This window comes from Porphyromonas canoris (assembly GCF_000769115.1).
GTDB lineage: Bacteria > Bacteroidota > Bacteroidia > Bacteroidales > Porphyromonadaceae > Porphyromonas_A > Porphyromonas_A canoris.
On the sequence record NZ_JQZV01000013.1, the window covers coordinates 133013 to 146611 of the forward strand.

Here is a 13599-nt window from a genome sequence, read left to right on the forward strand (position 1 = left end):
TTAAAACTCTTGTCCTATAACGAAGTGGATATTGCTTCCTCCCTTCATTGTGGATCCGTCCGGTGCATCAAAGCCATAACCCCAATCCAATCCCATAAGACCGATCATCGGGATCATGATCCTCGCTCCCACTCCGGCTGAACGTTTGAGCTGGAAAGGATTGAAAGAGGAAGCGTTGGACCAGGCATTACCGGCTTCCAAGAAGCCTATAACCCAAATGCTGGTCTGCTGTTCGAAGATGATAGGATAGCGCAGCTCCAAGGTCATGCGGGCATAAGAGTAAGCATTCTTACCGTTGGCGCCTGCGATGGAGCCGTTCTTGTATCCGCGAAGTCCGATGGTCTCGTTGAGGAATGCACTATAAGCTCCGCTCATCCCGTCTCCACCCATGTAGAAAGTACCAAAAGGTGAACGCTTGTAGGGGTTGTAAGCTCCAATGAAACCGGCTTCGGCTCTTGCCATAAGTACCGGAGTCCTCTTGTATCTGCGTTCATCCAACAGCGGAAGGAAGCTCTCTCCTTTGTATTTCACCTTATAATATTCGATGAACTTGTTTTTCTCTCCGCGAGAGAGCTTAGGATTGGTATAGTCTATACCGTCCCATAGAGAGTAAGGAGGCGTTGCAGACAGCTCCAATGAGTGTTTGGAACCTCTACGAGTATAGGTCGGGTTGTCTATGGAGATACGTGAGATGGTTGCTGAAAGGTGTACATCGTTTGCAACACCATCGGTCATACCGAAGTCGTAGTAAGGTGAAGACCAGTTGCGAAGCCGGTATAGCGTATAGTTTAATCCTCCTTGAATTTGGAAGTTATCATCGGGCCAGGTCAACCTTTTACCATACATGATGCTACCGCCGATCATATCGAGCAGTTTGTCCGGGTCGTATGCGCTTTCATAGAGAGAGCCCATATCATAGCCGTAACCCCCGTATCCGCCATAACCGCCATAGCCTCCGTATCCGCCGTAGCCACCATAACCTCCGCCATAGTAGGGGTTGTAAAGCTGATTGTAGTAAGCAGACTGAAGTCCTCTGACCTGATTGCTGTAATACTGTTCGTTGATACCTGTTTGGCGTGAATACCAAAGAGAGGCACTGAAATAGTTAGGACGCTTTCCGCCGAACCAGGGATCCGTAAACTGTATGCTGTAACTTTGATAGTAACGACCGTTGGTCTGTCCGCTCAGTGTAAGTGTCTGTCCGTCTCCGGTAGGCAGAAAACCTTTGTAAGATTTCGGATTGAGGAGATTTTTTATAGAGAAGTTGGTGAACTTCAAAGATACACGTCCTATAAGACCGGTCTGTCCATATCCTGCGGATAGCTCTACCTGGTCGTTCGATTTAGGTGTCAGATTCCATCGAATATCCACCGTACCGTTCTCTTCGTTAGGTATCGGCTCAGGTATTATCTTCTCCGGATCGAAGTGTCCGGTAGCGGCAATCAGACGCATTGAACGGAATATGTAGTCTCTGTTGTAGAGTTGTCCCGGTTTGGTGTACAGCTCTCGACGGATGACATCTTCATATAGTCTGTCGTTGCCATCTATTATTACGCGATTGACTGTTGCGGGTCTGTTTTCCACGATACGTATATCAAGCGTAACGGAGTCTCCCTTTATTTCTGTCTCCACAGGGTAGATATAAGAGAAGAGATACCCGTTGTTCGCATAGACGTTAGCCACTGCATCTTCATCGGTACGGAGTCTGCTTTCGAGCTTTTTCTGGTTGTACACATCGCCCGGATTCATTCCCAAAAGGCGTAGAAGGTCTTCGGAGTTGTACTTCGTGTTACCAACAAAGTTGATATCCTTTATATAGTACTTCTTTCCTTCCGCTACTTTGATGTGAATATCCACCTTCTTGTCGCTTGCTTTAGCTACCGAGTCTTTAAGGATTTCAGCATCACGATACCCTTTTTCATGGTATGCGGCAAGGAGCAGATCCAAGTCTTCCGTATAGTCTTTCTTGACAAACTTCTTCTGTGAGAATATTTCGAGAATACTTGTCCATGGATTGCGACGGAGAGAGAAGCCCTCATTGGTTTTTTTCATCGCTTTGAGAAGAGTGGCATCGGAGAGTTCTTTGTTTCCCTCAAAGTATATCCGGTTTACTTTAGTCTTATTACTCTTATCGACATTGATGTGCAACTCCACATAGTTATCCCTTGTGGTATCTTTTATCTCCTCGGCTGTAACGGCAACGTTGCTGTATCCTTTTGCATCGAAATGCTTACGAACCACCTCTTTTGCCACGTCGATGGTATTCGGTGTAAGCTGTGAACCGTCATAAAAAGAGGCCAAAGGACCTTTCACCAGCTCGTCTCTCTCTCCCTTTTTTACGCCATTGATGACGAGCTTGGAGAGTCTGGGACGCTCGACCAACTCTATCGTAAGCCAAACCGAATCGCCCTCTATCTTATCCGCATAGATCTTACAGTCGGAGAAGAGTCCGTTCTTCATGTAGTTTTCTATGGCTTTGCTGAGGATTTCGCCCGGTACCTCCAAAGAGAGACCCACGAACAGCCCCGATATTCCAAGTACTACATCCTTATCGTAAGTCTTAACCCCTTCCAGCTTAATGTCTGCTATGGTTTTGGTTACCGGGTACATATAAGATACCACAGGAGCCTGAATGGTGTCCTGTATGGCTATCGAGTTACGAGCAAAAGCCTTAGCGGGGATTGATAATACACCTACCGCACAGCAAATCACTGCCGAAAGCAGCACTCTATGCAGAGCAGGGGATAGAGGATTGGTGTTACATCTATTTTTCATTGAGATTGTCTTTATCATTCATTCGATAATAGTTGTGCGCTGGTCTTGCCATACCGACGCTCTCTTTGTGCAAAATCTTCCAACGCTTTATCAAAAGCCTTTTCGTCGAAAGCAGGCCAGGCATCGGGGCAAAAGTATAGTTCGGCATAAGCACCTTGCCAGAGCAGGAAGTTGCTAAGCCTCTGCTCTCCGCCTGTTCTTATGATAAGATCCGGATCGGGTATGCCTGATGTGTAAAGTCTGTCGGTTATATCTTCCTCCGTAATGGCTTCGGCGGAGATCTTATCGGCTACCAACTCTTTCACCGCATGCGTAATCTCCTGTCTTGAAGAGTAGGAGAGAGCCAGCTGGAGAGTGATAACACTGTTGTCGGCAGTAAGGGCAATGGCTTCTTTCAACAGCGCCTGCACATCTGCCGGTAGCTTGTCTGTGTTCCCAATAGTCCTTAGACGCACTCCGTTTTCCATGAGAGAGTCTATCTCTTTGCGCAGTGAGACCACGATGAGCTCCATTAAAGCATCGACCTCTTGCTGTGGTCTGCTCCAGTTCTCTTCCGAGAAAGTGTAAAGAGACAACACCTTTACGCCTCGTTCTGCCGCTCTTTTAAGGATGCGACGAACACTCTCCACGCCATGAACATGACCATAGACGCGCTCTTGTCCCTGAGCTTGCGCCCATCTTCCATTGCCGTCCATGATAATGGCTATATGTGCCGGTATCTGTGTCATTCCGCTATGTGTAGAGGGAGAAATAGGGGTATTAGTTTTTCTTGATATAACCTCGCCACGCATCTGCCGTAGGCTTGTCTTCGGCTATACCGCCAAGGAAGAAGAAAACATCATCTTCGCCATCTGTGGAGATAATGCCTGACATCCCTGACGTAACGTTAAAGCCTGTTGCCTGAGTCTTTTCCTGGGTCATCTTGGTCCAAGATGCACCGTTGTCGTCGCTGTGGAAAAGATTGAGGCGACTCTTATCGTCCGATATTATGGCATACTCGCCGCCGGCGATATAGATCCTTCCGCCTTTTTCTATCAAGGTTGCACCGCGAACCGGAGCGTTGAACCCTTTTCCTCTGAACTTGATCTCGCCCCATCCTTTACCATCTGCGGTGAAGAAGAGATTCTCTACCGGACGACCGAGACGATCTGTCCCGCCTATGAGGTTGGCACGCTTGATGCCTGCTTCCACCACTGTTCTTACGAGTGCGTTACGCACAGGGAAGTGTTCGTTGGTGATGTCTGTGAGAATGGCAGGCATGCTTGCCGGAGCGGCTGTCCATATCTTGTAAGCTCCGCCAATCTCTCCGACCAAAAGCATCTTTACCTCTCCGGTACTGCCTTTTAGGTTGGCATCGTATAAGATGGATGTCCATGCAAGGGCGGCATCCGGCTTTTGGATCTTTTCCCAAATCTTCAGATCCGAAGAGCTGTATATCTCTCCATCTTTTGCCATACCCCATACTCTGCCGTGAGTATCTTGTGTCAATGTATGCGGAAGTATTGCAGGCATATCTCCTGTGCCTTCCACTTTTCGGAAGTTGTAACTCTCCACGCTGAGCACTTCGTACAGATGAAACTTGGCGTGCTTGTCCAGAGCAACCCAGTAGAGTGTTTTGTTGAGCGTGATGAACTTAGAGTCTGCCGCCGCAACCGGGAGTACGTTCTCTTTTTTCTCCCATGTGATCACATTGGGATCGTAGCTGTAAACATTGATGTTCATGAGATACTTCTCTGTCTTATTGACGCCGTTGATATTGGCAGACAGGAGCAGCTCTAGCTTTCCTCCCTTTACTTTGACGGACTTAGAGTTCATCTTCTCCACGGTCCAAGGGAATGTCTCGTTTGTCGTAAGGTTTTTGATCTCCACTTTAGTCTCGCTACTGATCATCATCCTTAGGAATACAGTGTCCAGCTCGGTCTTGTATGGCAAACGGACTGAGTTGTATATCTTTCTGTTGAAATGGTCTATCGTAAACTTCGTTTGAGAGAATACGTCATTCTCTTTAATCTGAATATTCACATAGTGAGGCACTTGCAGTCCGGGATTCGGATCCGGTTTGCGGACACCGGGAGTCTTCTCGTTGCATGCCGAGACACCGCTAAGTATCAGGAGTACCAAAAACAACCACGAAGTTTTATGGATATATTTCATCTGCTATCTGTATGTCTGTTTCTATGTTTTCTCTGTAAAACTTTCCGACGGATAGAATATAGTCTACCTCAGAGTGTACAAATGTAGGAACTTTTTGCCGTATAACCATTTATCGTTTGGTCATAGTGGGCTTTTTTAAGAGAATTTGTGTACCGGAATCTCGTTTTTGAAAGATATTGCAAAAGAAGCGGATAGCACTCTGTTCTCTCATAAAAAAAGAGTCTTCTTTTGTCTAAAAGAATCAAAGACTTTTTTATTCCTCTCTGCGCACCTCATTTTTATATATTCCGTACTGCCAAAATATCTCGTCGAAATGGCTCTTCTATTTCGCTCGGACACCCTCTTTTCAGAGCACGACCGAACTGTTAAATCAGCCCCGTTTTATTAACACCATTTTCGATACCTGTTCAGCGAAAACGCTAAACGAGCATATTCTTTCGGCTTAACGTGTTTAATTTTTCAGTGAACACGTTTACTGATTTCATTTAATACGTTTACCGGATTCAATTAACGTGTTTAGAAATTTTCTTAATCTGTTGTTCATGAGGGTTTTATCTTTTTAGGGGCTAAAAAGCAGGTTTTTTGCTGATTTTTCTCATTAAGAAATATTTGCGGCTTTGTGTCTCAAATTTTGAGTTTATTAACTCGAAAACGGGGCTTGAAACCGACCGAGAGGAGAAAATTTCCGAGAATCGAGATTTTTGTAGTTGCTTATCGGACAGGTTGTTATGGTTTTTGGCTCTTTTTCTTGACAAAATTCTCTAATCGGACTTGGGCGATTTGAGCTTCAAACTGCCATTTCACTTTTATATAAAAACTCCCTCTTTAAGCCTTGATTTTGGCAGATAATTTTCGTCATCGGAATATTCGGAAAGAGCTTTTGTGATATTCCTAAAGGGGGCTGAAAAGCGAGAAGAAAACCGCCGCTCGTTATGCTTGAAAAAAGGAAAGCGGTGCTGTGGGAACAGGTTTGCCATCCCACAGCACCGCTTAGAGTATATGTAATAAATAATCGCTTTATCGGTTATGCCTCCTTAGAAGCTGCAGGGGCTTCCCAAACGGTGTTGGCAAGTCTCTTGTAGTTGTTATATCTCCACAAAGCATTCTCTTGTGCTGCGGCAAACAGCTCTGCCGCTTCTGCAGGATACTGCTTTTGAAGAGAGAGATAACGCACCTCGCCTTTGAGGAAGTCTTGGAAGAGATCCCAATTTGGCTCTTTGGAGTCGAGCGTGAATGGGTTCTTGCCTTCTGCTTCCAGCTCCGGATTGAATCTCCACAAGTGCCAGTATCCGCACTCTACCGCTCTCTTGCCTTCGTCTTGAGTCTTACCCATACCTGCTTTCAACCCGTGAGAGATACATGGGCTATACGCTATCACGATGGAAGGACCATTATAAGCTTCCGCTTCGCGTAGGGCTTTCAAGGTTTGTGCCTGGTTTGCTCCCATGGAGATTTGAGCTACATAAACATAGCCGTAAGTGGTAGCCATGAGTCCGAGATCTTTTTTGCGGACACGCTTTCCTGCTGCGGCAAACTTCGCAATAGCTCCTACCGGTGTGGATTTAGAGCTCTGACCTCCGGTGTTGGAGTACACCTCTGTGTCGAGGATAAGGATGTTTACATTCTCTCCACTTGCTATCACGTGGTCGAGACCGCCGAAGCCGATGTCATAAGCCCATCCGTCTCCACCGATGATCCATTGAGAACGTTTGTAGAGGTGAGATGAGTGCTTCACTATTTCGGTACAAACGTGGCAGTCGCACGCTTTTGCCAAAGGCAGGATCTTGTCTCCCAACTCTTTTGCATCCGCAGCATTGTTGCGCTTTTCTACCCATTCGTTAAGAAGAGATTTGAGCTCGGCAGAGCAGCAGCTGCACTCTTGTGCTTCTTGAGCCAGCTCTACAAGTCTCTTGCGAATGGTTTCGGTTGCGATGTGCATACCGAGACCGAACTCGGCATTGTCTTCAAACAGAGAGTTTGCCCATGCCGGACCGTGTCCCTGTTCGTTGGTTGTATATGGAGTGGAAGGTGCCGAGCCGGAGTAGATAGAAGAGCAACCGGTAGCGTTGGCTATCATCTGTCTGTCGCCGAATAGCTGTGTAAGCAACTTCACATACGGGGTCTCACCACAACCTGCACACGCTCCTGAGAACTCGAATAGAGGTGTAGCAAACTGGCTGTTCTTTACATTCGCTTTAGTGTCTACAAGATGCTGCTTGGTGGCAACCTCTTTCACCGAGAAGTCCCAACGAGGAACTTCCACAAGCTGACTCTCGATAGGCTTCATGGCAAGAGCCTTTCCGTTCTTGTTGCCCGGACATACGTCCACACAGTTGCTACAGCCAAGACAGTCGAGTGCATTCACTTGGATACGGAACTGTAAGCCGTCGAACTGCTTGCCGATAGGCTTGAGAGTCTTGTATCCTGCCGGTGCTTTGGCAGCTTCTTCTTCATTAAGAAGGAACGGGCGTATGGTTGCGTGAGGACAGACATAAGCACACTGGTTACACTGGATACAGTTCTCTGCTGTCCATTCCGGTACGTGAGAAGCTACTCCACGCTTTTCGGATGCAGCCGTTCCCTGTTCCCATACACCGTCTTCACGGCCAAGGAAAGCAGATACAGGCAGGCTGTCGCCCTCTTGTGCATTGATCACACGAACGATGTTGTGTACAAAGTCTGTATCGTCTTCGTGTCTGTCGGCTGTGTCGTCCGGTAGATTTGCCCACTCTTGCTTCACCGGAACTTTGATCACTTCGGCTCCACGATCCACTGCGGCAAAGTTTTTGTTCACGACGTCTTCACCTTTCTTGCCGTAACTCTTTACAATGAACTTCTTCATCTGCTCTACTGCAAGGTCGTAAGGAATAACGTTGGCAATCTTGAAGAATGCACTTTGAAGAATGGTGTTGGTGCGGTTGCCCAATCCGATTTCCTGTGCAATCTTGGTCGCGTTGATCATATAGAATGCCACGTTGTTCTTGGCAAGACATCTCTTGACACGGTTAGGAAGATGCTCTTCTACCTCATCCAATCCCCAGATAGAGTTGAGAAGGAATGTTCCATTTCTCTTAAGACCCTTTGTTATATCATATAGACGAAGGTATGCGGGTACGTGACAAGCCAGGAAGTCCGGCGTATTAACCAAATAGGTAGAGCGGATAGGCGTGTCTCCGAAACGTAGGTGAGAACAGGTGAAACCACCACTCTTCTTGGAGTCGTAAGAGAAGTAAGCCTGACAATATTTATCTGTATTGTCTCCGATGATCTTCACGGAGTTTTTGTTTGCACCTACCGTACCATCGGCTCCAAGTCCGTAGAACTTGGCTTCAAACAGACCTGTGGAGAAGTCCAAATCGTCTTCCACTCGAAGAGAAGTAAATGTAACATCGTCCACGATACCTACGGTGAAATGATTCTTAGGCTCATTCATCGCAAGGTTGTCATACACGGCGAGGATCTGATTCGGAGTGGTGTCTTTGGAGGAAAGACCATAACGACCGCCCACAACAAGAGGAGCGTTTTCTTTACCATAAAGACAATCTTTTACGTCCAGATAAAGCGGTTCGCCTGTTGCTCCATGCTCTTTTGTGCGATCCAATACTGCAATGCGCTTAACGTTTGCAGGAAGAGCCGCAAGGAAGTGCTTTGCAGAGAATGGTCTGTACAAGTGTACGCTTATGAGACCTACCTTGCGACCTTGAGTGGCAAGATAATCTATTGTTTCACGGATCGCTTCCGTTACAGAACCCATGGCGATGATCACATGCTCGGCTTCGGGATCTCCGTAATAGTCGAACAGCTTGTAGTGGCGACCTGTGATTTCTGCAATCTTATCCATGTACTCTTGCACCACTTCAGGAACAACTTCATAGAAACGATTTGATGCTTCTCTCGTTTGGAAGTAGATGTCCGGGTTTTGAGCCGTACCACGAGCTACCGGATGATGCGGATCGAGAGCATTGCGACGGAATGCAGCCAATGCGTCTTGATCTACAAGAGGAGCCAAGTCTTCGGTATTCAGAGCTTCTATCTTCTGTATCTCGTGAGAGGTGCGGAAGCCGTCGAAGAAGTGGATGAATGGTATGCGTGTCTTGAGTGTTGCCAAGTGTGCTACTCCGGCAAGGTCCATAACCTCTTGTACGCTACCTGTCGAAAGCATTGCAAAACCGGTCTGACGTGCAGACATGACGTCTTGATGGTCTCCAAAGATAGAGAGTGCCTGTGCGGCCAATGCTCTTGCCGATACGTGAAATACCGTAGGGAGCAACTGCCCTGCTATCTTGTACATATTAGGGAGCATCAATAGAAGACCTTGCGATGCTGTATATGTAGTGGTAAGAGCGCCTGCCTGGAGTGAACCATGAAGGGCACCTGCCGCTCCTGCCTCGCTCTGCATTTCCTGTACTCTTACAACTTCGCCAAACATGTTCTTACGGCCCATTGCCGCCCACTCATCTACATACTCTGCCATAGTAGAGGATGGAGTGATAGGATAGATGGCAGCAACCTCGCTAAACATATAAGAGATGTGCGCAGCTGCTTGGTTCCCATCACAAGTGAGATAAGTTTTTTTTCTTTCCATAAAATAAGTTTCTAACTAATCTCCGTTTTGTGGAGTTGATAATATTCCGCTTTACCTTTTTTTCGGACAGAGTCTTCTTGCAGCCCCGTCCGAAAATGTTGTTGTTTCGGTAGAAGTTGTCGCCTTCTACTCTTTTTTTATGTGTATAGTAATACAATGTTATCTCCGCATCTCCTCAGCCAAAATTCTCAATAGAGAAATCCGAACAGCCATGTAGGAATCTCATTCCCTCTTCCTACACTAAGGTGATCTACGGCATAGGTGATGTTTTGCTTCTTTCGTATCTTTCCCGTCTCTTTGACGCTCACCTGTATTTTGTCTTCCACTATAATATCGGCAGACATCTTCCTTATGGGAGTTGCCACTTTATAGTGAGGAGTAAGATGAGATAGCAAAAAGACAAGACGTTCCATCTCTCTGGATGGAATGTGAGGATATAACACTTGTAACAGATTAGTGTTATAAGCAAATACCTGCCCCATTTTCTTACTGCTGTTTTCCTCTCCCTGCTTCCGAACGAGGTGAATGATGCCTGCGCGAGAAAGGTCAAGGATATAGTTGAGCAGTGTTGCACGAGAAGTCCCGATCTCATTACTCAACAGAGAGATATTAGGCACCTGTCCTCCTTGGGTTGTGAGAATATAAGCCAGTTTACGTAGTTTTCCCAAGTACGAAGGGTCTACCTGAGCCAAATATATCACGTCCACCTCCAAGCTCATATTCAACGCTTTTACGATCTGTTCGTAATACTGTTGTCCATCTTTTGTGGAAGGGTAATAGCCTCTCTTCAAATAATCGTTATAAAATTCCGGAACATTGACTCCTTCCAAAATCTTCGGAGCTATATCTTCATGGTGAAGAAACAGATCCTCCAACGTGATACAAGGCAACGCTTTGCCTGTTCGTGCATTGATGAACTCCCGGAAAGAAAATCCCTGCAGCTGATACTCTTGAACCATATCGCCTATGGGGTCGATCTCTGTCAGGAATGGAGTTACCGCTGAAGTGGTAAAGACGATAGAAAGTTCAGGACATTGATCCAGAAGCATCCGTATCTCCTCTGCCCATGTCGGGTATTTGAACACCTGATCTAAGAGCAATCTCTTTCCCCCGGCTGCATAGAACTCCCTGCCGAAGTCCAATATCGTTCTATCTGCGAAGTAGAGGTGGTTCAGGTTTACATACAGACACTCTCGGCTTTCCTCGCTATGGTATAGTTCTGCAATCTGAAGCAGCAGGGTGGTTTTGCCTACACCTCTTGCTCCACGTATGCCTACCAATCTGGCGGAGAGATCTATCTCATCCAATAGTCCTCGACGAGTCCTTGTTGGTCCATATTGACCTACAAGAGTCTTATGTATCCTAAAAAATATTTCCACTGTCTTCTCTTACTTCCGATAGTCATCCCCAAAGTTAGGTATTTATTTCTTACCACAATACATTTTGTGTTCAAATTGTGCATTGAACATTGCAATTTGGGTTGTTTTTGCATTAAAATTCTCGTTTTATAGCTTCTTGCGCATATCGTGAACATTGCTTAACTTCGCAGCTTGGAAGGTGTAAAATAGATTTAATAATCTAAAAGCCAACCAAAAGATGCTTAGGGGTGCTTACAATGGAAGAGTTGTGGCTGAGATCAGACCCTCACAAGTTTACCTGTATGGGTAATGCCATTGCAGGAAAAGCACGTAGATCTATTTCTTTGGCTTGCTCTACTTTGGGAACTCTCCTAATCGTTTCATATCAACATTATTTATATTCATTATTATAGCAAGCCATGAAAAAATTCATCTTGTCTTTAGTCGTTGCTTCTGCTCCGATATTTTCCGTAGCCACAATGGCTCAGAAAAATGTCCGTACCTATTCTTTATTAGATTCGGTTATGGTAATAGGGGTACGAGCTACGGCAAAAACACCTATGACTGTTCAAGAAATAGCAGGTTCCAAACTCAAATCCAAAAACTTCTCACAAGATATGCCGGCTCTTTTGTCCGGGGCTACCTCTCTTACATTCACATCGGATGCCGGTAGCGGATTGGGTTACACCTCTCTTTCACTTAGAGGAATAGATGCTTCTCGCATCAATATCAACGCCAATGGTGTGCCTGTGAACGACAGCGAGAGCCATTCGGTCTTTTGGGTCAATATGCCCAACTTTGTCTCGTCTCTTAAGAATGTACAGATTATACGTGGTGCCGGTGTCTCCACTCACAGTGCAGGAGCGTTCGGAGGAGCGATCAACATGCAGAGCGAAGACCTCACACTCGCGCCGGGAGGAGATGCACAGATTACATATGGAGCATTCAACACCTTTATGACCCACTTTGGGGCACGCACCGGACGCATTTTGAACAACCGGGTTGCTACTTCCATACGTCTGTCCAAAGCAAAAAGCGATGGTTTTGTAGACCGGGCATTTGTCGATCTCAACAGCTATCAGCTCCAGGCTGCCTACTATGGAGATAACTCTGTCTATCGCCTCATCCATTTTGGCGGAAGCGAAAAAACCGGTATCGCATGGAACGGTATCTCAAAGGAACAGTGGGATAAGTTCGGACCGAGATACAATAACGCCGGCATAATGCCTCCTTTTGAAGGCGCAAGCAAAGATGCATCGAACTTCTATCCGAGTGCGGACAACTACAAGCAGCACCACACTCATTTCATTGCAACCAACCATTGGAACAGTACACTTAAAACACAGCTCACTCTTCACTATACCAGAGGAAAAGGTTATATCAACGAGTATCGTACCAAGAGGAAGCTTGTAGAGTTCGGACTACCGACCTTTGAATCCAACGGCGAAAAGGTAAAAAGAAGAGATCTTATCCGTGAGAAATGGTTGGACAATCACTTTTACGGTGCTATCTTCAACATGGAAAGTAAGAGCAGTAGCAATACTACATCTATTGGAATGGCTGCTAATCATTATGTTGGAAAGCACTTCGGATTTGTTCCTTATGTAAGAGATTATCCCGTGGAGGTTGCTCCAAATCATCCATACTATAATAATAAGGCAACAAAGACAGACCTCTCCGTTTATATAAGAGACGAGTGGAATGTATCGAGCAACCTTACTATTTATGGAGACTTGATGCTTCGCCACATCAGATACAACATGGATGGTGTTTCCGACAAGTACAACGATATAACCGGAGCAATGGATATCCTTGATGTGCATCCGAGACATACATTCTTCTTGCCTAAGTATGGTGTTACATGGACGCCGGCTCCGGGTCATCGTCTCTACGCATCTATTTCGACGGCTGCACGTGAACCGAACAGAAAGGCATACATTGAGAGCCCAAGGAGAGACTCTCAAGGCAAAGTGATCTATCCTAAGAGGGAAAAGATGATCGACTATGAGCTGGGTTACACCTTCCGTTCTCAAAAGCTGACAGCAGAGATCAACGGTTACTTCATGGACTATACCGATCAGCTTGTACCCGATGGCAGACTGAGCGATGTGGGTGATGTACTTCTGATCAACATCCCCGAAAGCTACCGCATGGGTGTCGAGATGGCATTGGAATATCGTCCGGTTTCATGGCTGACATATAGTGGGAACCTCATGTTGAGCCGTAACATCCTCAAGTCTTACGAGCATACACATGCCGTTTACGATGCTGATTGGAACTTTTCGAAGACTGTTGTGGAGAAGTTTGCCAATACTCCGATAGCCAACAGTCCCGGACACATCTGGAATCAGACCCTTGCCCTTCATAATAAGGGCTGGTATGGAGCACTTTCTGCTCACGGACAGGGAGGGCAGTATCTCGATAATACCGGGTCGAGGGATCGCTACATTGCCGGATTTACGACACTCTCCGCACAGCTTTCATACACTTTCCCTCTGCTCTCATCTGCAGAAGCGACCATCTCTTTGCAAGCCAACAATCTGCTCAATGCTTCATACTCTCCGACCGGATATGTGTATGATGCAGGAAAGATCATAGGCAAAGATGGCAATGAGAGCTATTATGCCGATCTTCGTTACTTTCCACAAGCCGGCAGACACATTATGTCTGCCCTTAAAGTAACTTTTTAAGCACACGAGTATATTATATAAATGTAAACAGATAGAA

6 protein-coding genes are annotated in these 13599 nt (G+C 46.2%); 1 reads left to right on the plus strand and 5 read right to left on the minus strand.

Annotation, left to right across the window (positions count from 1 at the left end; all coding sequences use genetic code 11):
- The 5 genes from bamA to HQ43_RS05810 all read right to left on the minus strand — a co-directional run bounded on the left by bamA (nt 1) and on the right by HQ43_RS05810 (nt 10893).
- The gene (gene bamA, locus HQ43_RS05790; protein WP_081964607.1) at nt 1-2775 is read right to left on the minus strand and encodes an outer membrane protein assembly factor BamA; all 2775 of its coding nucleotides are present in this window, start codon (nt 2773-2775) and stop codon (nt 1-3) included.
- Between the two features lie 14 nt (nt 2776-2789).
- Nucleotides 2790-3566, minus strand: a complete 777-nt coding sequence (locus tag HQ43_RS05795; protein ID WP_081964554.1) for an isoprenyl transferase — start codon at nt 3564-3566, stop codon at nt 2790-2792.
- The gene (locus HQ43_RS05800; RefSeq protein WP_152567489.1) at nt 3535-4929 is read right to left on the minus strand and encodes a DUF6242 domain-containing protein; all 1395 of its coding nucleotides are present in this window, start codon (nt 4927-4929) and stop codon (nt 3535-3537) included. Before HQ43_RS05800 ends, HQ43_RS05795 begins: the two co-directional genes overlap by 32 nt.
- Nucleotides 4930-5953: 1024 nt before the next feature.
- On the minus strand, nt 5954-9514 hold the full coding sequence (gene nifJ, locus HQ43_RS05805) for a pyruvate:ferredoxin (flavodoxin) oxidoreductase (RefSeq protein WP_036790997.1): 3561 nt from the start codon (nt 9512-9514) through the stop codon (nt 5954-5956).
- Nucleotides 9515-9702: 188 nt separating this feature from the next.
- On the minus strand, nt 9703-10893 hold the full coding sequence (locus HQ43_RS05810) for an AAA family ATPase (RefSeq protein ID WP_036791000.1): 1191 nt from the start codon (nt 10891-10893) through the stop codon (nt 9703-9705).
- A gap of 398 nt (nt 10894-11291) precedes the next feature.
- On the opposite strand from HQ43_RS05810, the gene HQ43_RS05815 reads away from it, so the two are divergent.
- Entirely contained in the window at nt 11292-13562 is a 2271-nt protein-coding gene (locus HQ43_RS05815; protein ID WP_036791003.1) for a TonB-dependent receptor, read from the plus strand.
- Nucleotides 13563-13599: the final 37 nt, after the last annotated feature.

Coding starts and splice junctions, on each gene's coding strand:
- HQ43_RS05815 (WP_036791003.1), top strand. CDS start 11,292: ATGAAAAAATTCATCTTGTCTTTAGTCGTTGCTTCTGCTCCGATATTT.
- bamA (WP_081964607.1), bottom strand. CDS start 2,775: ATGAAAAATAGATGTAACACCAATCCTCTATCCCCTGCTCTGCATAGA.
- HQ43_RS05795 (WP_081964554.1), bottom strand. CDS start 3,566: ATGCGTGGCGAGGTTATATCAAGAAAAACTAATACCCCTATTTCTCCC.
- nifJ (WP_036790997.1), bottom strand. CDS start 9,514: ATGGAAAGAAAAAAAACTTATCTCACTTGTGATGGGAACCAAGCAGCT.
- HQ43_RS05800 (WP_152567489.1), bottom strand. CDS start 4,929: ATGAAATATATCCATAAAACTTCGTGGTTGTTTTTGGTACTCCTGATA.